This window comes from Pseudomonas chlororaphis, from assembly GCA_001023535.1.
In the GTDB taxonomy this organism is placed as follows: Bacteria; Pseudomonadota; Gammaproteobacteria; order Pseudomonadales; family Pseudomonadaceae; genus Aquipseudomonas; species Aquipseudomonas chlororaphis_E.
In genome coordinates this window covers 2,822,309-2,843,898 of record CP011020.1, presented here as the reverse complement: position 1 = coordinate 2,843,898, position 21,590 = coordinate 2,822,309, and the positions used below count along the sequence as shown (strand labels likewise).

The 21,590-nt window shown below is 62.4% G+C and carries 18 protein-coding genes; 12 read left to right on the top strand and 6 right to left on the bottom strand.

Going from position 1 to position 21,590, the window contains the following annotated elements:
• Window positions 1–119: 119 nt before the first annotated feature.
• The 4 genes from VM99_12525 (at window position 120) to VM99_12510 (ending at window position 4,318) form a co-directional block, all read left to right on the top strand.
• Window positions 120–1,592, top strand: coding sequence for a GTP-binding protein (locus VM99_12525; GenBank protein AKJ98850.1), 1,473 nt, complete (start codon window positions 120–122; stop codon window positions 1,590–1,592).
• A 316-nt stretch (window positions 1,593–1,908) separates the two neighbouring features.
• Window positions 1,909–3,057: an aminotransferase gene (locus tag VM99_12520; protein ID AKJ98849.1), complete on the top strand. Its 1,149-nt coding sequence runs from the start codon at window positions 1,909–1,911 to the stop codon at window positions 3,055–3,057.
• A complete protein-coding gene (locus VM99_12515; protein AKJ98848.1) occupies window positions 3,045–3,836 on the top strand; it encodes a carbon-nitrogen hydrolase in 792 nt (263 codons plus the stop codon). Before VM99_12520 ends, VM99_12515 begins: the two co-directional genes overlap by 13 nt.
• Before the next feature lie 68 nt (window positions 3,837–3,904).
• Window positions 3,905–4,318: a hypothetical protein gene (locus VM99_12510; GenBank protein AKJ98847.1), complete on the top strand. Its 414-nt coding sequence runs from the start codon at window positions 3,905–3,907 to the stop codon at window positions 4,316–4,318.
• A 137-nt stretch (window positions 4,319–4,455) separates the two neighbouring features.
• Here the strand turns inward: VM99_12510 and VM99_12505 are convergent, their stop codons facing one another.
• From VM99_12505 to VM99_12495, 3 genes are all read right to left on the bottom strand, one after another.
• The gene (locus VM99_12505; GenBank protein ID AKJ98846.1) at window positions 4,456–6,135 is read right to left on the bottom strand and encodes a 2-isopropylmalate synthase; all 1,680 of its coding nucleotides are present in this window, start codon (window positions 6,133–6,135) and stop codon (window positions 4,456–4,458) included.
• Window positions 6,136–6,600: 465 nt separating this feature from the next.
• Window positions 6,601–7,434, bottom strand: a complete 834-nt coding sequence (locus VM99_12500; protein AKJ98845.1) for a peptidase M23 — start codon at window positions 7,432–7,434, stop codon at window positions 6,601–6,603.
• 3 nt (window positions 7,435–7,437) lie between these two features.
• On the bottom strand, window positions 7,438–8,817 hold the full coding sequence (locus tag VM99_12495; GenBank protein ID AKJ98844.1) for an exodeoxyribonuclease: 1,380 nt from the start codon (window positions 8,815–8,817) through the stop codon (window positions 7,438–7,440).
• Window positions 8,818–9,037: 220 nt separating this feature from the next.
• Here VM99_12495 and VM99_12490 point away from each other — a divergent pair, with 220 nt between their 5' ends.
• The 4 genes from VM99_12490 (at window position 9,038) to guaA (ending at window position 13,845) form a co-directional block, all read left to right on the top strand.
• Window positions 9,038–9,805 (top strand): permease, encoded by a 768-nt coding sequence (locus VM99_12490; protein AKJ98843.1) that lies wholly within the window; start codon window positions 9,038–9,040, stop codon window positions 9,803–9,805.
• A gap of 69 nt (window positions 9,806–9,874) precedes the next feature.
• Window positions 9,875–10,423, top strand: a complete 549-nt coding sequence (locus VM99_12485) for a sugar ABC transporter ATPase (protein AKJ98842.1) — start codon at window positions 9,875–9,877, stop codon at window positions 10,421–10,423.
• 295 nt (window positions 10,424–10,718) lie between these two features.
• Window positions 10,719–12,188, top strand: coding sequence for an inosine-5-monophosphate dehydrogenase (locus tag VM99_12480; GenBank protein ID AKJ98841.1), 1,470 nt, complete (start codon window positions 10,719–10,721; stop codon window positions 12,186–12,188).
• A gap of 79 nt (window positions 12,189–12,267) precedes the next feature.
• Complete coding sequence (gene guaA, locus VM99_12475) at window positions 12,268–13,845, top strand: GMP synthase (protein ID AKJ98840.1); 1,578 nt, start codon at window positions 12,268–12,270, stop codon at window positions 13,843–13,845.
• 100 nt (window positions 13,846–13,945) lie between these two features.
• Here guaA and VM99_12470 read toward each other — a convergent pair whose 3' ends face one another.
• Window positions 13,946–15,892 carry a histidine kinase gene (locus tag VM99_12470; protein AKJ98839.1) on the bottom strand — a complete coding sequence of 649 codons (1,947 nt, stop codon included), beginning with the start codon at window positions 15,890–15,892 and terminating at the stop codon, window positions 13,946–13,948.
• Window positions 15,893–16,195: 303 nt separating this feature from the next.
• On the opposite strand from VM99_12470, the gene VM99_12465 reads away from it, so the two are divergent.
• The 4 genes from VM99_12465 (at window position 16,196) to VM99_12450 (ending at window position 19,672) form a co-directional block, all read left to right on the top strand.
• Window positions 16,196–16,603: a membrane protein gene (locus VM99_12465; GenBank protein ID AKJ98838.1), complete on the top strand. Its 408-nt coding sequence runs from the start codon at window positions 16,196–16,198 to the stop codon at window positions 16,601–16,603.
• A gap of 518 nt (window positions 16,604–17,121) precedes the next feature.
• Window positions 17,122–17,646 (top strand): DNA-binding protein, encoded by a 525-nt coding sequence (locus VM99_12460; protein AKK01742.1) that lies wholly within the window; start codon window positions 17,122–17,124, stop codon window positions 17,644–17,646.
• Window positions 17,647–17,798: 152 nt separating this feature from the next.
• On the top strand, window positions 17,799–19,175 hold the full coding sequence (locus VM99_12455) for a copper oxidase (protein ID AKK01741.1): 1,377 nt from the start codon (window positions 17,799–17,801) through the stop codon (window positions 19,173–19,175).
• Complete coding sequence (locus VM99_12450) at window positions 19,175–19,672, top strand: zinc-binding protein (protein ID AKJ98837.1); 498 nt, start codon at window positions 19,175–19,177, stop codon at window positions 19,670–19,672. The genes VM99_12455 and VM99_12450 overlap by 1 nt, the downstream gene beginning before the upstream one ends.
• Window positions 19,673–19,870: 198 nt before the next feature.
• Here VM99_12450 and VM99_12445 read toward each other — a convergent pair whose 3' ends face one another.
• Window positions 19,871–20,827: a tRNA methyltransferase gene (locus VM99_12445; protein ID AKJ98836.1), complete on the bottom strand. Its 957-nt coding sequence runs from the start codon at window positions 20,825–20,827 to the stop codon at window positions 19,871–19,873.
• Complete coding sequence (locus VM99_12440; protein ID AKJ98835.1) at window positions 20,824–21,567, bottom strand: tRNA methyltransferase; 744 nt, start codon at window positions 21,565–21,567, stop codon at window positions 20,824–20,826. Before VM99_12440 ends, VM99_12445 begins: the two co-directional genes overlap by 4 nt.
• Window positions 21,568–21,590: the final 23 nt, after the last annotated feature.

Sequence of the window (21,590 nt, the reverse complement as noted above, 5' to 3'; positions counted from 1 at the left end):
CCATGTCGCTGGTCTACCGCTATCGCGAGCAAGCTCGCTCCCACAGGATTGGCCCCGAGCACCAGCCGCTGCCTCGCAGCGGCTTTTGTATTTTCTGAAATAACGAAGTGGAGAGCCGCATGGTTCCCGTAATCGCCCTGGTGGGCCGACCGAACGTCGGCAAGTCCACCTTGTTCAATCGCCTGACCAGGACTCGCGACGCCATCGTCGGCGACTTGTCCGGTCTGACCCGTGATCGCCAATACGGTGAGGCCAAGTGGCAAGGGCGTACCTATATCCTGGTCGACACCGGCGGCATCTCCGGTGATGAACACGGCATGGACGAAAAAATGGCCGAGCAGTCGTTGCTCGCCATCGAAGAAGCCGATGTGGTGCTGTTCCTGGTAGACGCCAAGGCCGGTTTTACCGCCGCCGACCAGATGATCGCCGAGCATTTGCGCAAACGTAACAAGCGCTCCCACGTGGTGGCCAACAAGGTCGACAACATCGACCCGGACATGGCCCGCGCCGAATTCGCACCGTTGGGCATGGGCCAGGCGATCCCGATCGCCGGTGCCCACGGCCGTGGTATCAGCCAACTGCTGGAAATCGCCCTGGCGGACTTCCCGAAGGACGATGAAGACGAGCCGGAAGAGGGCGAAGAGGAAATCGTCGCCGAAGGCGAAGAAGCCAAGCGTATTCCGGGCCCGAGCGAAAAAGACGGTATCAAGATCGCCATCATCGGTCGTCCGAACGTGGGCAAGTCGACCCTGGTCAACCGCATGCTCGGTGAAGACCGGGTGATCGTGTATGACCAGCCCGGCACCACCCGCGACAGCATCTACATTCCCTTCGAACGCAACGAAGAGAAGTACACGCTGATCGACACCGCTGGTGTGCGCAAGCGCGGCAAGATCCACGAAGAAGTCGAAAAATTCTCCGTGGTCAAGACGTTGCAGGCGATCAAGGACGCCAACGTGGTGATCTTCGTGATGGACGCGCGCGAAGGCGTGGTCGATCACGACCTGAACCTGCTGGGCTTTGCCCTGGAGGCCGGTCGCGCATTGGTCATCGCGATCAACAAATGGGACGGCATGACGCCCAGCGAGCGGGATTTCGTGAAGGTCGAATTGCAGCGCCGGCTGTTCTTCGTCGACTTCGCCGACATCCACTTCATCTCGGCCCTGCACGGCACGGGCGTGGGCAACCTCTACGCCTCGGTGCAGAACTCGTTCAAGTCGGCGGTCACCCGCTGGCCGACCAACCGCCTGACCCAGATCCTCGAAGACGCCGTCGGCGAGCACGCGCCACCGATGGTCAACAACCGTCGGATCAAGCTGCGTTACGCCCACCTGGGTGGTGCCAACCCGCCGATCATCGTGATTCACGGTAACCAGATCGAGAAGGTGCCCAAGTCCTACGTCCGTTACCTGGAAAACACCTATCGCCGCGTCCTGAAGCTGGTCGGCACGCCGATCCGCATCGAGTTCAAGGGCGGCGAGAACCCGTACGAAGGCAACAAGAACACGCTCACCGACCGCCAGGTCAACAAGAAGCGCCGCTTGATGTCGCACCACAAGAAGGCCGACAAGAAGCGTCGCGATAAGCGCTGATTGACTGCTCAGAGGGGCGTTGCCCACAGAGACAGCATCCAGAACCTGTGGCGAGGGGATTTATCCCCGCTGGGCTGCGTAGCAGCCCTAAAACCCACAACTCGGTGTGTCAGGTAGATTGAATTCACTGCTTTGGGGTTGCTGCGCAACCCAGCGGGGATAAATCCCCTCGCCACAGGGTTCTGTGTCGGGATGGCTGTGATGTCATTGAGTGATATCGGGTGCCCCTGGGCACCCTTTTTCATGCCCGACGATTGGGCTATTCTCGGTCTCTCCCGCGCCGCGCCAGAGCCGGGGGCAGAGCAAGGGACCGTTGATGATCACCAGCAAGTTGCCAAACGTCGGCATCACCATTTTCACCCAGATGTCCCAGCTTGCCGCGCAGACCGGCGCGCTGAACCTGTCCCAGGGGTTTCCCGATTTCGATGGCCCGCAGGCCTTGCGCGATGCGGTCGGTCGGCATGTTGCCCAAGGCCATAACCAGTATTCGCCCATGACCGGCCTGCCGGCCTTGCGTCAGCAGATCGCCGCGAAAATCACCCGCAGCTACGGCGCCAGCGTCGATGCCGACCAGGAGATCACCGTGACGCCTGGTGCGACCCAGGGGATTTTCTGTGCCATTGCCGCCGTGGTCCACCGTGGTGACGAAGTGATCGTGTTCGACCCTTGCTATGACAGCTACGAGCCCGCCGTAACGTTGGCCGGTGGGCGTTGCGTGCACGTGCAACTGGGCCTGGAAGATTTCGCCATCGACTTCCAGAAGCTTGGCGAAGCCTTGAGCCCGCGTACCCGCATGATCATCCTCAACACCCCGCACAACCCCAGCGGCGCGCTGATCAGCCGCGCCGAGCTGGATCGGTTGGCGACGTTGATTCGCGACCGCGATATCTACCTGGTTAGCGACGAAGTCTATGAACACCTGGTGTTCGACGGTGTGTCCCATGCCAGCGTGCTGGCCCACGAAGAACTGTATCAGCGGGCCTTCGTGGTCAGTTCGTTCGGCAAGACCTATCACGTCACGGGCTGGAAAACCGGCTACGTCGTGGCACCGCCGGCTCTGAGCGCGGAGCTGCGCAAGGTCCATCAGTACGTCAGTTTCTGCGGTGTGACGCCGTTGCAGTACGCCCTGGCCGACTACATGGCCGAGCACCCCGAGCACGTCGATGAGCTGCCGGCCTTCTACCAGGCCAAGCGTGACCTGTTCTGCGATCTGCTGGCTCCGTCGCGGTTCAGCTTCAAGCGCGTGGCCGGGACTTACTTTCAGCTGGTGGATTACAGCCAGATCCGCCCGGACCTGAACGACGTCGACATGGCGGTCTGGCTGACCCGTGAACACGGCGTGGCGACGATTCCGGTGTCGGTGTTCTATCAGGACCCACCCCAAGGCCAGCGCCTGGTGCGCCTGTGCTTTGCCAAGCGCGAGGAGACGCTGCGTGAAGCGGCGGAAAAACTATGCGTGATTTGAGCGCGTTGCCGAACCTCGACATTGCCCTGATCCAGACCACGCTGGCCTGGCACGATCGCCAGGCCAACCTGGAGCATTTCGAAGGCCTGTTGGAACAGGCCCGCGGGGCGGACTTGATCATCCTCCCGGAAATGTTCACCACCGGGTTTTCCATGGCGTCGCACACCCTGGCGGAGCCGGAGCACGGCCCCACCAGCGTGTGGCTTCGCACCCAGGCGGCGCGGCTCGATGCGGTGATCACCGGCAGCCTGATTGTCCAGGCCGCCGACGGTAGCCACCGCAACCGCCTGCTCTGGGTGCGGCCGGACGGTGAAGTGCTGCATTACGACAAGCGTCATCTGTTTCGCATGGCGGGGGAGCACAACCACTACACGCCGGGGGAGCGCCAGGTGCTATTCGAGCTCAAGGGCTGGCGGGTTCGTCCGCTGATCTGCTACGACCTGCGCTTTCCGGTCTGGAGCCGCGACGCCGAGGACACCGACCTGCTGCTGTACACCGCCAACTGGCCAGGTGCGCGTCGCCAGCATTGGAACCGGCTCCTGCCGGCCCGGGCGATCGAGAACCTGTGTTATGTCGCCGCGGTGAACCGCATCGGTACCGATGGCAAGGGCTTCGCCTACACCGGCGACAGCCAGGTGCTGGATTTCCAGGGCGAGACCTTGCTCAGCGCCGGCGACGCCGACGGTGTGTTCACGGTGCGCTTGAACGCAGCCGACCTGGCCGCGTACCGCACGCGGTTTCCCGCGAACCTGGATGCAGATGACTTCGAATTCATCTAAATGTAACGATTCAGCCCTTTAGAAAGGGGGGCGCAGGCCGATAGAAAGTCATCCAAGGAGGCGTACCCATGACCACTATCAGCGCAACTACCGTAAACCCTTATCCGCTTTCGGCCCCCACCGTTCGGATCAAGGGCGCTGGCGAAGAAACGGCGACTACCACGACAGCGACCGAAGCTGGCGATGAGAAGGGGAAAACACTGAAAGTCGATACCAGCGGCGCCAACGTGGCCGGTGCGCCTTCCAGCGGCGGTATCGATGTCGTCGAGCAGTTGAAGAAGCAAATCGAGCAGGCCGAGAAGCTCCTGGCCCAGCAGCAAGCTGAGCTGGCGCGAGTGCAGAAGAGCCAGGCCAGCGCCGAACAGAAGACCCAGCAGGCGATGGCCATCCAGACCCAGATCATGGGCACCCAGGCTGCCTTGCAAACCTTGCGGGCATCGTTGCTGCAGGCGATGGCCGGCCCTGTCGACACCCATGCTTGACATTGGGGGGCTGAGCCGCCGCCGTCTTCGCGAGCAAGCGCGCTCCTACAAGAGCCGAACGCAGAACGTCCGTTAATGCCAGCCCACAAAAAAGCCCCGGGGTTCACACCCCGGGGCTTTTTGTATTCAGCGGAGGATCAGGCCGCTTTGGCTTCTATCTGGCTCAGCGAGCGGTTCAGCGCGCTGAACAGGGCCTTGAAGCTGGCGGTGGTGATGTTTTCATCGATGCCCACACCGTGCACCGCGCGTTCACCGTTGACCCGCAGCTCGATGTAGGCCGCAGCCTTGGCGTTGGTCCCGGCGCCGATGGCGTGTTCGTTGTAGTCCATGATTTCCACCGGCACCGGCAGGCCGGCCACCAGGGCTTCCAGGGCGCCGTTGCCCTTGCCGCGCCAATGCAGGTTGGTCTCGCCCTGGCCCTTGCTGGCCACTTCGACTTCCACCGCGCTGTTGCCGTTCTCTTCCTGCAGGCGATGGCTGACCAGCGCATACGGGGTGTTGGCTTGCAGGTACTCGCTGTGGAGCAGGGCGTGGATCTGCTGGGCGGTCATCTCCAGGCCGAGGCGATCGGTTTCGCGCTGGACCACCTGGCTGAACTCGATCTGCATGCGCCGTGGCAGGCTGATGCCGTATTCCTGTTCCAGCAGGTAGGCGATGCCGCCCTTGCCGGATTGACTGTTCACGCGAATCACCGCCTCGTAGCTGCGACCGATGTCGGCCGGGTCGATCGGCAGGTACGGCACTTCCCACAGGGTGTCCGGTTTCTGCTGGGCGAAGCCCTTGCGGATGGCGTCCTGGTGCGAACCGGAGAACGCGGTGTGGACCAGGTCGCCCACATACGGGTGACGCGGGTGCACCGGAATCTGGTTGCATTCCTCGACCACCTTGCGCACGCCGTCGATGTCGGAGAAGTCCAGCTCAGGGTCGATGCCTTGGGTGTAGAGGTTCAGTGCCACGGTCACCAGATCGACGTTGCCGGTACGCTCGCCGTTGCCGAACAGGCAGCCTTCGACACGGTCGGCGCCGGCCATCAGGCCCAGCTCGGTGGCGGCTACGCCGGTGCCACGGTCGTTGTGGGTGTGCAGGCTGATGATCACGCTGTCACGGCGGTTGATGTGGCGGCCGAACCATTCGATCTGGTCGGCGTAGATGTTCGGGGTGGCGACTTCCACGGTGGCCGGCAGGTTGAGGATCACCTTGCGCTCGGGCGTCGGGTTCCAGACCTCGATCACCGCGTCGCAGACTTCCTTGGCGAACTCCAGCTCGGTGGCGCTGAAGGTTTCCGGCGAGTACTCGAACTGCCACTGGGTTTCGGGTTGCTGCGCGGCGTATTTGACGAACAGCTTGGCGGCGTTCACCGCGATTTCCTTCACGCCTTCCTTGTCCTGGTTGAACACGATGCGGCGGAACGACGGGCAGGTGGCGTTATACAGGTGGACGATGGCTTTCTTCGCCCCGCGCAGGGATTCGAAGGTCCGCGCAATAAGGTCTTCGCGAGCCTGGGTCAGCACCTGGATGGTGGTGTCGTCCGGGATGTGGCCTTCTTCGATGAGGGTGCGCACGAAGTCGAAGTCGGTCTGCGAAGCGGCCGGGAACGACGCTTCGATTTCCTTCACGCCGACGGCGACCAGGGTTTTCCAGAAGCGCAGCTTCTTCGCGGCGTCCATCGGCTCGATCAGCGACTGGTTGCCGTCACGCAGGTCGGAGCTGCACCAGATCGGCGCGGCGGTGATGGTCTTCGACGGCCAGGTGCGATCCGGCAGGTTGATGGTCGGGAAGGCGCGGTACTTGGAAGACGGGTCTTTGAGCATGCTCATCGGGGGAATCCTTTTGTTGTCGTGGCCGGAAAAAGGCGGCCTGCCGGTGGTTCGAACGGGGGTGGCTTCATAGCCTGGACGAGGTGCCGCGATTCAGCCCGGCAGTCGTGCGCTGACGAGGCACAGGCTGCGGTGCTGGCGAAGCTGGATGAGGGTGTGAGAGGTTTTCATGCCCTCAACCCTAACCGTGTGAGGGGAGGATCGCAAGCAGTCGGAAAAAATTGAGAGAAGTTCTGATTTTTGGCGGGTTTGCGAGATTTAATCGCGCATGTGTCAGGTATGGATATCAGGAATTGCGTCGATGTTTTGAGCTTGGCAATTTGCGGGAGGGTGGTGATGGGAGGCGTCACCGCGAGCAAGCTCGCTCCCACAGGGGATCTCTGTGGGTTGCAAATGTTGTGTTCGCAGGAGATCCCTATGTGGGAGCGGGCTTGCTCGCGAAGAGGCCAGGAGCCTCAGCACATTTCAGGGCTGAAACGCCCCGATAAAAATGGCCGGATCCACCCGTGCATCGTTCAGGCTGATGTTCCAGTGCATGTGCGGCCCGGTCGCCCGGCCCGTGGAGCCGACCTTGCCCACCACCGTGCCCCGTGCCAGTTGCTGGCCGACCTTCACGTCGATCTTCGACATGTGGCAGAACATGCTGATGAAGCCTTGTCCGTGGTCGACGAACACGGTGTTGCCATTGAAGAAGTAGTTGCCGGTGAGGATCACCTTGCCGGCGGCCGGGGTCTTGATGGGCGTGCCGGCGGGCACGGCGAAGTCGAGGCCCGCGTGGGGGTTGCGTTCTTCGCCGTTGAAGAAGCGGCGCACGCCGAACTTGCTCGACAGCGGGCCGTTGACGGGTTTGTCCAGCAGCAGGTTGCTGGGGATGTTCGGGCTGAAGCTGCGGTAGGCCTTCAATTGCACGGCCAGTTCGGCGTCGATGCGCTTGAGGTCCGCCGGGTTCGGGTTGACCTGGCGTTTGTTCGCCAGGGTGATGTGCTGTTCGGGGTATTTCTTGTAGCCGACCACGAACGGTTGGGTGGTCCCGCCGCTGCTGATCTGCTGGGTGCCGGGTTGGACGGTCAACGGGATGCCGACAATCGCCAGCCAGTTGTTCTGTTCCTTGACCACCAGCACCGGCTTGCCCTGATAGCTGGCTTTCGGTGCCTGGGCTGCGCTGCCCAGGTCCACCACGGCCACGCCGCCGGGCACCGGTTTGTTCAACAGGCGGGTGATGTAGCTGTCGGCGTGGGCCTGGGCGGCCAGGCACAGCAACAGCAGCGGTGCCAGGGCGGAGAGGGAAAGTCGCGGCATGAGTCAATCCAGTAGAGAAAGGGTGACCGGTGTCAGGTGGTTGTCTTCGACCCGCACCAGCAGTTCGCCTTCGCCGAGCCTGGCGCTCAGGCGCTGGCCGGTGTGGGTTTGCCCGGCGCTGCGGATCGCATGGCCGCGTTCGTCGAGCAGGATGCTGTAGCCCCGGCCAAGGGTCGCCAGGGGGCTGACGATGTGCAGCGTCTGCATCTGGTTGTGCAACTGCACGCGTCGCGCTTTCAGGCCCTCGCGCATTGCTCGCGGCAGGCGTTCGGCAAGGCTGTCCAGGCGATGGCGCAGCAAGGCCAGGTGCCGGCCTGGATGTTGTCCGGCCAGGCGGGTTTCCAGACGGATGAGCCGTTCACGGCGAGTATTGAGGCTGCGTTCGAAGGCGCGGCGCAGGCGCATGTCCAGGTCGTCCAGGCGCTGGGCTTGCTGACGCAGGCGTTCGCCGGGGTGGCGCAGGCGCCGGGTGAGGCCTTCGAGGCGCAGTTGATCGCGCATCAGGCGGTCGCGCATGCGCATCACCAGCCGGCGATGCAGGCTTTCGACCCGGCGCACCAGGTCGCCGGCATCCGGCGCCAGCAGTTCGGCGGCGGCGGAGGGCGTCGGGGCGCGTACGTCGGCGACGAAATCGCTGATGGACACGTCGGTTTCATGGCCGACGGCGCTGACGATCGGTGTCACGCAGGCGTCCACGGCCCGGGCTACGGCTTCTTCGTTGAAACACCACAAGTCTTCCAGTGAACCGCCACCCCGGGCCAGGATCAGGGCATCGAACCCCCGGGCGTCCGCCAGCTTCAGGGCGCGGACGATCTGCGCGGTGGCTTCGCGGCCCTGCACGGCGGTGGGGATCAGCGTCAGGGAAATCTGCGGCGCACGGCGGCGGAAGACGCTGATGATGTCGCGGATCACGGCGCCAGTGGGCGAACTGATGATGCCGATGCGTTGTGGATGGGCCGGGAGCGGCACCTTGCGCTCGGCGCTGAACAGGCCTTCGGCGCTGAGCTTTTCCTTCAGGGCATCGAAGGCCAGGCGCAGGGCGCCATCGCCGGCCGGCTCGACGGTGTCGAGAATCAGTTGATAATCGCCACGCCCCTCGAACAGCGAGACCTTGCCGCGCACCTTCACCGCCAACCCGTCTTTCAAGGCCTGGCGAACCCGGGCGGCGTTCTGCCGGAACAGCGCGCAGCGCACCTGGGCGCCACTGTCCTTGAGGGTGAAGTACACATGGCCGGAGGCCGGACGGGCGAGGTTGGAGATTTCGCCCTCGACCCAGATGTTGCTGAACACGTCTTCGAGCAACACCCGCGCACGGCCGTTGAGCTGGCTGACAGTCAGGACCTCGCGGTCCAGGCCCAGGCGGGCAAAGGGATCTTTAATCATGGGCGGCATGATAAGGGGATTCGCCGATGGTGTGCAGACAATTAGACCGGGTTGCCTGCATCGCGAGCAAGCTCGCTCCCACAGGCGATCTATGTCGTACTGAAGATCAACTGTGGGAGCGGGCTCGCCCGCGAAAGCGGTAGGGCGGTCTCTACAAATACTGGATATGCCGCCCGGCACTTGGCTAAAGTCGCCTCTTCGCCATCAAGGAAGTTGTGCAATGGATCCTCTGTCGTGGTTGGGGCAATGGGCATTCGCCCCCGTCGAATGGTTGATCATCGGCCTGGCCATCGGCCTGGCCTACATCGTCTTCGGCATCGCCGGGTTCGGCACGGCGCTGGTGGCGGCGCCGATCCTGTTGCTGTTCATGCCCTTGTCAAAAATCGTACCGTTGCTGGTGTTGCTGGATTTTGTCGCGGCCTTCGGCAACCTGTTGCCCTCGCGACGGGACGTGTCGCGGCCCGAGCTGCTGCGGTTGCTGCCGTGCATGGCGGTGGGCTGCAGCCTGGGGGTGATGTTCCTGCTTAACCTCAAGTCCGACGTGCTGCTGTTGTTGATGGGCGTGTTCATCAGCGGCTATGCGATCTACAGCCTGTTGATCAAGGCCCGGCCGACTCAGTTGTCGGCGCTGTGGTCGGTGCCGATGGGCATAGTGGGCGGGATGTTCGGGGCGTTGTTCGGCAGCGGCGGCTTTCTGTATGCCATCTACCTGAACAGCCGCTTGCCCAAGGAGCCGGCCCGGGCGACCCAGAGTGCCTTGATCAGTTGCAGCACCGTGGTGCGCCTGAGCCTGTTCGCTGTCGCGGGCGTGTATGCCGAGCTACCCTTGCTGGTACTGGCGCTGTGTTTGTTGCCGGCCATGGCGCTGGGACTGTGGGTGGGGCGTCGCCTGACCATGAGGATGTCGCGTGAAGCGTTCGTGCGCCTGGTGACCTGGCTGGTGCTCGCCAGCGGCATTGCCTTGATCGGGCGTTACCTGAGTGCTTGACCTGGCTTGACCAGGGATTAAGCTGCCGGCCTTTTAATTGCTCCCGCCAGAGAAACCCCAGGCCTCGTCATGAACTCCCAAAGCATCATCGTTCCGAAAATCTCCACCTTGCCAGTCCACGAACCCCGGGCCAGGGCGATCGTGCGCTGGCTGGTGCGCAAGAACATCGTCGAGGAACAACTGACCACCTGCGGGCGCACCGGCAATCGCATGGCCCATGCCATTGCACCTGGCGCGAGCAACGTGGTGTTGCACCCCGATGCCTTGCCGTTCGGGGAAGCGGTCAACGGGTTGGAAATCATCACCAAGCGCTGCATCTACACGCCGGCCAAGGGCTTTCTCGAAGAAGCCGGCTGTGCCGAATGCCGCCAGGAGATCGGCGAGGCGCTGTTCGAAAGTCTGGAAGACTGGATGCCCGCCCGCACCGACAACTTCACCTGCCCTGAATGTGGCCATGAAGATGACATCAACGGCTTCCTGTTCCTGCAGCCTTGCGGTTTCTCCAACCTGGGGTTCATCTTCAACAACTGGCTGGAGGCGGGGTTCAAGCAGGACTTCCTCGACGAATTCGCCGATTGGCTGGATCAGCCGGTGAGTTGGGTGAAGGTGGAGTTGTAGAGAGGGGCACTGGAGATTGCTTTTGTGGCGAGGGGATTCATCCCCGCTGGGGCGCGAAGCGGCCCTAAACCCAGGCCATGCGGTACATCAGGCATATTGAGCCGACTGTTTTTGGGACTGCTATGCAGTCCAGCGGGGATAAATCCCCTCGCCACGCGGTTCGGAGTACAGCCGGGAGCAGTGTGTTTTCACCCATCAATCACCCCGGCAATAATAGACAGAGTTTTACATTGAGCCAGGCGGGGTGCATGAGTATAATGGCGCGCTTCCATTTTCCCGCTCGGGAGCCCCCGCGATGCTGCGTATCAGCCAAGAAGCCCTGACCTTCGACGACATTCTCCTAGTGCCTGGTTATTCCGAGGTGCTGCCTAACGAAGTCAGTCTCAAAACCCGTCTCACCCGTGGCATCGAACTGAATATCCCCCTGGTTTCCGCTGCCATGGACACCGTGACCGAAGCCCGTCTGGCCATTGCCATGGCCCAGGAAGGCGGTATCGGGATCATCCACAAGAACATGACCATCGAACAGCAGGCCGCCGAAGTGCGCAAGGTCAAGCGGTTCGAGGCTGGCGTGGTCAAGGACCCGATCACCATCGAGGCCGATGCCACGGTTCGTGATCTGTTCGAACTGACCCGCATGCACAACATCTCCGGCGTTCCGGTGCTGCACGATGGCGACCTGGTCGGCATCGTCACGTCCCGCGACGTGCGTTTCGAGAACCGCCTGGATGCCACCGTCCGCCAAGTGATGACGCCTAAAGAGCGCCTGGTCACGGTCAAGGAAGGCACCAGCAAGGACGAAGTTCGCGAGTTGCTGCACAAACACCGCATCGAGCGCGTGCTGATCGTCGACGACAAGTTCGCCCTCAAGGGCATGATGACTGTCAACGACATCGAAAAAGCCAAGGCCTACCCGCTGGCCAGCAAGGACGACCAGGGTCGTCTGCGCGTAGGCGCGGCAGTCGGCACCGGCAAGGACACCGGTGACCGTGTCGCCGCCCTGGTCAATGCCGGCGTCGACGTCGTTGTCGTCGACACCGCCCACGGCCATTCCAAAGGCGTGATCGACCGCGTTCGCTGGGTCAAGCAGAACTTCCCTGACGTGCAGGTGATCGGTGGCAACATCGCCACCGGCGAAGCCGCCAAGGCCCTGGCCGACGCTGGCGCCGACGCGGTCAAGGTCGGTATCGGCCCAGGCTCGATCTGCACCACCCGTATCGTTGCCGGTGTCGGCGTGCCGCAGATCAGCGCCATCGCCAACGTCGCCGCCGCCCTCGAAGGCACGGGCGTGCCGTTGATCGCCGACGGCGGTATCCGTTTCTCCGGTGACCTGTCCAAGGCCATCGTCGCCGGTGCCTACTGTGTGATGATGGGTTCGATGTTCGCCGGTACCGAAGAAGCGCCAGGCGAGATCGAACTGTTCCAGGGTCGTAGCTACAAGGCCTACCGCGGCATGGGTTCGCTGGGCGCCATGTCCCAGGCCCAGGGCTCTTCGGACCGTTACTTCCAGGACTCCTCCGCGGGTGCCGAGAAGTTGGTACCGGAAGGCATCGAAGGTCGTGTGCCGTACAAGGGCACCCTGAGCGCCATCATCCATCAACTGATGGGCGGCCTGCGGTCTTCCATGGGCTACACCGGCAGCGCCAACATCGAAGAGATGCGTACCCGGCCGGAGTTCGTGCGCATCACCGGCGCCGGCATGGCCGAGTCCCATGTCCACGACGTGCAGATCACCAAGGAAGCGCCGAACTACCGCGTAGGTTGAGGCTTCCAGCAAAACGTTAATCACCGGGGCTGTTCATTCAGCCCCGAGTTGTTTCTGATTCACTACATGAGAATGAGTCATGGCCCTCGACATTCACGCTCACCGCATCCTGATCCTCGACTTCGGTTCCCAGTACACCCAGCTGATTGCCCGCCGCGTGCGTGAAATCGGCGTGTACTGCGAATTGCACCCGTTCGACATGGATGACGAAGCGATTCGCGAGTTCGCTCCCAAAGGCGTCATCCTCGCCGGCGGTCCCGAGTCCGTGCACGAAGCCAACAGCCCGCGCTGCCCGCAGGCGGTGTTTGACCTGGGCGTGCCGGTCTTCGGCATCTGCTACGGCATGCAGACCATGGCCGAGCAACTCGGCGGCAAGGTCGAAGGTTCCGACCTGCGTGAGTTCGGTTATGCCCGCGTCGATGTGGTCGGCAAGAGCCGCCTGCTCGACGGTATCGAAGACCATGTCGACGCCGACGGCCTGTTCGGCCTGGACGTGTGGATGAGCCACGGTGACAAGGTCACCCGGATGCCGGAAGACTTCCACATCCTGGCCAGCACGCCGAGCTGCCCGATTGCCGGCATGTTCAGCGACGAACGCCGCTACTACGGCGTGCAGTTCCACCCGGAAGTGACCCACACCAAGCAGGGCGGTCGTATCCTGTCGCGCTTCATCCTCGACATCTGCGAGTGCGAAGCCCTGTGGACGCCGTCGAAGATCGCCGAAGACGCCATTGCCCAGGTGCGTGCCCAGGTCGGTACCGACAACGTGCTGCTGGGCCTGTCCGGCGGCGTGGACTCCTCGGTGGTCGCGGCGCTGCTGCACAAGGCCATCGGTGATCAACTGACCTGCGTCTTCGTCGACAACGGCCTGCTGCGCCTGCACGAAGGCGAGCAAGTGATGGCCATGTTCGCCGAGAACATGGGAGTCAAGGTGATCCGCGCCAATGCCGAAGAACAGTTCCTGACCAACCTGGCCGGTGAGTCCGATCCGGAGAAGAAGCGCAAGATCATCGGTCGCACCTTCATCGACGTGTTCGACGCCGAATCCTGCAAGTTGGACAACATCAAGTACCTGGCCCAGGGCACCATCTACCCCGACGTGATCGAGTCGGCCGGCGCCAAGAGCGGCAAGGCCCACGTGATCAAGTCCCACCACAACGTCGGTGGCCTGCCGGAAGAAATGAACCTCAAGCTGGTCGAGCCGCTGCGCGAGTTGTTCAAGGACGAGGTCCGTCGCCTCGGCCTGGAACTGGGCCTGCCTTACGACATGGTCTACCGCCACCCATTCCCGGGCCCGGGCCTGGGCGTGCGGATCCTTGGTGAAGTGAAGAAGGAATACGCCGACCTGCTGCGCCGCGCCGACCACATCTTCATCGAAGAACTGCGCAAGGCCGACTGGTACCACAAGGTCAGCCAGGCCTTCGTGGTGTTCCAGCCGGTGAAATCGGTGGGCGTGGTCGGCGATGGCCGTCGCTACGCCTGGGTCGTGGCCTTGCGCGCCGTGGAAACCATCGACTTCATGACCGCTCGCTGGGCACACCTGCCGTACGAGCTGCTGGAAACCGTGTCCGGACGCATCATCAACGAAATCGACGGCATCTCCCGCGTCACCTATGACGTGTCGAGCAAGCCGCCGGCGACGATTGAGTGGGAATGATCCCGCGTCCGGCACTGCCCGGCATCAAGTGGTAGGAAACACACCGAAAGCCCGCGTAATTGCGGGCTTTCGGCTAATTGCGCCTTGCCCTGGCGGCGGATTAAACCGCTTGCACCTTGGTCATTTTTTCGCCTTCAAGCCAGGCGCTGATGTCGCTGGCGCGCATGGGTTTGGAGAATAGGTAGCCCTGGGCCCAGGCGCAGCCGAGGTTTTTCAGGGCGTCGAGTTCTGCGGCGGTTTCCACGCCTTCGACGATGCATTCCAGCTGCATGTCCTGGCACATGGCAATCAGCGACTTGACGATCTTGAAGCTGGCCGGGTCGAGGTGGATGTTGGTGACGAAGGTGCGGTCCACCTTCAGTTTGGTCAGCGACAGCGCGTGGATCTGGCTCAGGCTGGAATAGCCGGTGCCGAAATCGTCGAGGGAGATGCCGCAGCCCAGTTCGCGAAAACGGCCGATCGCTCGCTGGGTCTGCGGTAGATCCTGGATGGCCGCGGTTTCGGTGATTTCCAAATCGAGACAGGCCGGGTCGAACCGGCTGCTCTTGATCAGCTCGACGATCTGCTGGGCGGCGTCCTCCGAACCACAGTCGTGGGCGGACAGGTTGAATGACAGGCGCATCCCCGCGGGCCAGCTTGCGGCCGCGTCCAGCGCCTTGCTCAGCAACGGCACCGTGAGGCGATTGACCATGCCGACGCGCTCGGCAATCGGGATGAACTCACTGGGCGGCACGTTACCCAACTCTGGGCTTTCCCAGCGTGCCAGTGCCTCGAACGCGGCGGTTTGCTCACTGCGAATATCCATGATGGGCTGGAATACCACGTTAAACTCACCCTCCAGATCGGCCCTGCGCAGGGCCTGTTCGGTCAACCCTTCGCGATTGAGCTGCTGGCGATGAGCCGCGCTGAACAGGCAGACCGTGCCGGGACGGTGGCGCTTGCTCTGATACAAGGCATAGTCGGCGTATTCATACACTTGGGTGGCGCTGGATGCCTGATCCGGGAAGGTGGCGATGCCCAGTGACGCGCTGATCTGAATAGGGATGTCCACCAGCAGAAACGGCTCGCGCATGCTGGCGCAGATTTTCTCGCCAAACACCCGCAATTGGTCATCGCTCATGACCCGAGTGATGATCAGGCCGAACTCGTCACCCCCCAGCCGGGCCAGGTGTACATCTTCATCGAGCAGCCCGGTCAGGCGCTGACCCACCTGATAGAGCAGCTTGTCGCCAATGCTATGGCCATACAGATCGTTGACCGGCTTGAAACCATCCAGATCGATCAGCCCCACGGGCAGGCGAATCGCCTGCTCGCTGGCGCGGGACAGCAGCGTATCGAGGCGGGAAAAGAACTGCCGCCGATTGGCCAGGCCGGTCAGGCTGTCCTGATTGGCCAGTTGAAGGTTTTCCTCGCTGAGTTTTGCCGTATGCGCCTGCATGTTCACCAGTCGGGTGAAGTCGGCGTACTGTGCCTTGAGAATGATCAGCATGGCGATGGACACCAGCAGGACGTCAATCGCAGTGGCAATGAAGGTAATGATATTGGTGGAGGCGAAGAACACCACGAAGGCGGTGTTGACCACGGCTGTGGTGGCCAGGGCTGCTGGCAGCAGGTGCATCATGCAAAAAATGCAGCCGATGACGGTGATCGCCATGTAAAAGGCGACATGCGCCTGGGTATAGCTCGTGCCGTAGGGAAACAGCGCCAGTGACCAGGCAGTGAACGCCACGGCGACAAAGGGTGCGAGCATGTTGGTGCGCTTGAGCTCCGTGAGCATCTGCGCCGGGCTGCGCGTCTGCTTGCGTGTGCGTATCCATTCCACCGCACGAATCACGCCGAACAAACTCATGATCAACGGGCAATACACCACCAGCCAGCGCGGCGCGACCGCAAAGTGGGTGCCCGCCAGCATCAGGGTATTGGTCAGCAGGATGAAATACATCATGGGCAACTGGCGAGACAGCGCGATGTATTGCGCCTTGACCAGACCGGGATTGTCCTTGGGAACGGACATCAACGCTCGCATGCCGAGCAGGGTTTTTTTCATCAGGCGACGCTCTGAGAATACAACCAGATGAATAACCGAACGGGTTATCCTTTCCAGCCTGGGCCAAGCAGGGCTAAACACTGCTCTTATAGGATCGTGTCGGCTGATCCTCGGGTTTCTTCAGTCTCTATGAGTGATGGCACTTTGATTTCGTTCCGTAGCCGATAAACGGCAAATAAAAAGCCGTGTGAACCTGCATTCACGCGGCTTTTTTGTTTCAGCGACGCACTACAAACCAAGGGGCCTTCTATACTCAACCGCGTCCCGTTTCGGCGCCCGCTGCGCCGCAATAAGGAGAGCGCCATGAACGACACCCAAAAACTCGCCGCCTTGCGCATGGTTTTGATCGGGGTGGGCCTGATCTCCGTGTTTGCGATCTGGCCGCTGATGATCCTGTGGCCGTCCGGTTGGACGTGGCACAGCGGCTATTCCGACTATCCGCTGATGATCGTGGGCCTCTATGCCACGCTAGGTGTGTTCCTGCTCAGGGCTTCGCGTGATCCGATGAGGCACTTGAGCCTGATCTGGTTTACGGTGTGGTCGAGCATCGTGCATGGCGCGATCATGGCCGTGCAGTCCTTTGGCGTCGGCATGGACGGCATGAGCCATTACGGCCATCTGCTCGGCGACGTGCCCGCGCTGTTCGTCGTCGCGGCGGCGCTGGCGTTCTTCACACCCCGTGGGGAGAAGGCGCGGTTGTTGGCGGGGTGATCCTTGCGTCGCGGAGCATCTGAAAAGCCCTGTGGATAATCTCTGCAGGGCTTTTGTTTTGATGCCCTTGCCGTTTTTCCCTTGCGCTGTTTTGGCCCTCGACGCAGAAGCCGTCCGGCACTGTCACCTTTCGCTACGATTCGGCCCTCAGCGTTGCGCCGGGAATGCCTATCCTCCAAGGAAGGATAAGGTTGTCATTTGACAACCAGGCAGGCCATGCGAATACTGGTGAGCCTTGATGATTCGTCCCTCGCATCCGAAAAAAGAGGTTGAAGACGCGCTGAGGCATGCCGAAGCGTGGGGGTGGCGCATAGAGGTCGGCGGCAGTCATGCCTGGGGACGCGCTTATTGTCCGTATAACGACGAAGCGTGCCGTTGCGGTGAGTTCTGCATCACATCGATATGGAGCTCGCCGAGAAACCCTGGCAATCATGCGCGAGCGCTACAACGCGTTGTAGACAATTGCACGACCCATCGCAGTCGTTGCGAGGCTGATGACGATGCTGAGGAGTAAGACAGTGGAATATACCTTTACCCTGAAATATCAGCTTGCTGACGACGACCGTACCTCGGATGAACTGTTGGAGCGGCTGGGTGCGTCCGGTTGCGACGATGCCTTGGTAGGCATAGGACAGCCGGGACGGTTGGCTCTCGAATTCACGCGCGATGCCCCTGACGCGATTAAGGCCGTGCTCAGCGCTTTGGGCGACGTACGCCGTGCGGTACCAGCGGCCCGGCTGATCGAGGTTGCTCCTGATCTGGTCGGGCTCACCGATGTGGCCGAGATCGTCGGCGTGTCTCGGCAGAACATGCGCAAGTTGATGTTGGCCCACCCGAGCAGCTTCCCGACGCCCGTACACGAGGGCAGTGCGTCTATCTGGCACTTGGCGGACGTGCTGAGCTGGCTGCAGAGCAAGGGCAGTTATTCGCTTACCAAAAATGTGTTGGATGTTGCCCTGGCAGCCTTGCAGGTCAACGTTGCGAAGGAAGGCCGACGCTTACCAGGAATGATTTTCGAGGACTGGGAGGCTTTGGTTGGCTGATAACCTGGGGGGAGGGGCACCCCCAGGCCCTCTCGTCGCCTCTGGCAGGCCTGCGCGACAATCCTTCACTTAATCTTTCTCAATTGCGGGTGTATCGTATTCGCCTTTTGCGGGCCTACCGGTTCGCGCGGATTCAATAGGTGGTTGCCTTCATGTCGTTTACCCGTCGCCAAATTCTCGGTGGCCTGGCCGGTCTTGTTGTCGTGGGCGTTGGCGCGGGAGGCGCATCGCGGTATTGGTTGGGCAAGCGGGCGGATGCCCAGGCTGGGCACGACTATGAATTGATCGCCGCGCCCCTGGACGTGGAACTGGTGGCCGGGCACAAGACCCAGGCCTGGGCCTTCGGCCCGTCGGCGCCGGGCACCGAGCTGCGGGTACGCCAGGGTGAATGGTTGCGGGTGCGGTTCATCAACCACCTGCCGGTCGCCACCACCATCCATTGGCACGGCATCCGCCTGCCGCTGGAGATGGACGGCGTGCCGTATGTCTCGCAGTTGCCGGTGCTGCCGGGCGAGTACTTCGATTACAAATTCCGTGTGCCGGACGCCGGCAGCTATTGGTATCACCCTCACGTCAACAGCAGCGAGGAGCTTGGTCGTGGCCTCGTGGGGCCGTTGATCGTCGAGGAGCGCGAGCCCACCGGCTTCAAGTACGAACAGACCCTGAGCCTCAAGAGTTGGCACGTGGACGAGCAGGGCGAGTTCGTGGCCTTCAGCGTGCCCCGCGAAGCGGCCCGTGGCGGAACGGCGGGGCGGCTGTCGACCATCAACGGCGTGTCGCAGGCGGTCATCGACCTGCCGGCCGGGCAGATCACCCGGGTGCGCTTGCTCAACCTGGATAACACCCTGACCTACCGGATCAATATTCCGGGCGCCGAAGCGCAGATCTACGCACTGGACGGCAATCCCGTCGAGCCGCGCCCGCTGGGCAAGGAATACTGGCTGGGACCGGGCATGCGCATCTGCCTGGCGATCAAGGCGCCGCCGGCCGGGGAGGAGCTGTCGTTGCGCAACGGCCCGGTGCGCCTGGGCACCTTGCGCTCGGTGGCCAACAACGATGCGCCCACCCAGTGGCCTCCCGCGCTGCCCGCCAACCCGGTCGCCGAGCCGGACCTGGCCAATGCCGAGAAACTCAACTTCAATTTCGAATGGGTCGGTTCGGTGTCAGTCAACGTGGACAACGGCAAGCCGCCGAGCCTGTGGCAGATCAACGGCAAGGCCTGGGACATCACCGACAAGACCTGCGCCGACCGGCCGATTGCCACGCTGAAAAAAGGCCAGAGCTATATTTTCGAACTGAAGAACATGACCCAGTACCAGCATCCGATCCACTTGCACGGCATGAGCTTCAAGGTGATCGCCTCCAACCGGCACAAGGTTGTCCCGTACTTCACCGACACCTACCTGCTGGGCAAGAACGAGCGGGCCCAGGTGGCGCTGGTGGCGGATAATCCGGGGGTATGGATGTTCCACTGCCATGTGATCGACCACATGGAAACCGGCCTGATGGCCGCCATCGAGGTGGCGTGATGCGCCAGATTCGTCCCGCGCGGATCATCGACCGCAGCCGTGACCAGGATTTCATGCGCGAAGCCCTGGCCCTCGCCGCCCAAGGCGCGGCCTTGGGCGAAGTGCCGGTGGGCGCGGTGCTGGTGCAGGACGGCGAGATCATCGGGCGCGGCTTCAACTGCCCGATCAGCGGCCACGACCCCAGTGCCCACGCCGAAATGGTCGCCATTCGTGCCGCGGCCCAGGCCGTGAGCAACTATCGCCTGCCGGGCAGCACCCTCTACGTCACGCTGGAGCCGTGCAGCATGTGCGCCGGCCTCATCGTCCACTCGCGCATCGCCCGGGTCGTCTACGGCGCCCTGGAACCCAAGGCCGGCATCGTCCAGAGTCAGGGGCAGTTTTTCAGCCAGGGCTTCTTGAACCATCGGGTGATGTTCGAGGGTGGGGTGCTCGCGGAGGAATGCAGCACGGTGTTGAGCGAGTTCTTCAAGGCGCGCAGGGTCAAATCGCAAGGTTGAATACATAGCCCTGTGGCGAGGGAGCTTGCTCCCGCTGGGCTGCGCAGCGGCCCCAAACCATTCAACACAGTGCCTCAGGAAAAACCAGTTGGCGGATTTTACGGCTGCTGTGCAGCCGAGCGGGAGCAAGCTCCCTCGCCACAATGATTGGCAGCCCTAAAGTGAACATGGACTGGCTCACATAAGGGGACAATCTATCTATTTACGCGCCACAATTACCGCCCGCATCGGCGCCGGCAGGCCTTCGATGGTTTTGCCGTGGTCCGCAGGATCGAGGAAGTCACTCAATGACTGGTACTTCATCCACTCGGTGCTGCGCTGTTCCTCGACGCTCGTCAGGCTCACGTCCACGCAGCGCACGTCGCTGAACCCGGCACGCCGCAGCCAGCGTTCCAGGGCCGGCACCGAGGGCAGGAACCACACGTTACGCATCTGCGCGTAGCGGTCCTCGGGCACCAGCACCTGATGTTCGTCGCCTTCGATCACCAGGGTTTCGAGCACCAGTTCACCGCCCTTGACCAGGCAGTCCTTGAGGGCCAGCAAGTGTTCGATCGGCGAGCGGCGGTGATAGAACACACCCATGGAAAACACCGTATCGAACCCTTCGAGGTCTGGCGGCAGGTCTTCGAACGGGAACGGCAGGTGCCAGGCATTGGGCTGCGACAGGTAGCGCTGCACCGCCTGGAACTGGCAGAAGAACAGCCAGTTGGGATCGACGCCGATCACGGTGTCGGCCCCGGCCCCGAGCATCCGCCACATGTAATAGCCATTGCCGCAGCCCACGTCGAGGATGCGCTTACCCTTGAGGTCAAGGTGCGGCGCGACCCGCGACCACTTCCAGTCCGAGCGCCATTCGGTGTCCACGTGCACGCCAAACAGGTCGAACGGGCCTTTGCGCCACGGCGACAGGCCCATCAGTGCCGTACGCATCTGCGCGCGGGTTTCGTCACTGCAATCGGTGTCCAGCGTCAGGCCGTTGAGCAAGTCGATTTTGCTTGGCTGCAGGACGGGCAAGGCATCGAGGGCGCTTTGCCAGCGTTCCAGGTCGCCGTGGCCCTTTTCCATTTTGCGGTCGAGTTGCGTCTGCAGCATCGCGGCCCAGGCGGCCAAGGGGGTGCCGGCCAGATGGCGGGCGAGGGGGGACAGGTCAATCATGGCAGGGCAATCAACGAGGCGAAGTTAAGGCATTGGAACCACGGCACGACTTTCGAGAACCCGGCCGCCAGCAGGCGCTCGCGGTGTTCTTCGAGGCTGTCGGGCTTCATGACGTTTTCGATGGCGCTGCGTTTCTGGGCGATTTCCAGTTCGCTGTAGCCGTTGGCGCGCTTGAACGCCACGTGCAGGTCGGTGAGCAGCGCGTGCTCCTGGACATCGTTGAAACGCAGTTTTTCCGACAGGATCAGCGCGCCACCGGGCAGCAGCGACTGACGGATGCGCCCCAATAAAGCGGTGCGCTCTTGCGGGGCGATGAATTGCAGGGTGAAGTTCAGCGCCACCACCGAGGCCGGCTGGAAGTCCAGGGCGAGGATGTCGCCTTCGATCACCTCCACCGGGAGCAACTCCTGGAACATCGAGTCCTGGCCGTTCAGGTATTCACGGCAGCGCTCGACCATGGCCGCCGAGTTGTCCACGGCAATCACCCGGCAGCCGTCGGTGCGCACATGACGGCGCAGCGCCTGGGTCACCGCGCCCAGGGACGAACCCAGGTCGTAGAGCACGCTGCCCGGTTGGGCGAACTGCGCGGCGAGCACACCGAGGTTTTCGACAATGGTCGGGTAACCCGGCACCGAACGCTTGATCATGTCCGGAAACACCCGCACCACGTCCTCGTTGAAGGCGAAGTCAGGCACTTGGGCCAAGGGTTGGGCGAATAGGCGATCGGGCTCTTTGCTCACGGGGGTTCCAGGGGAATGGAGGG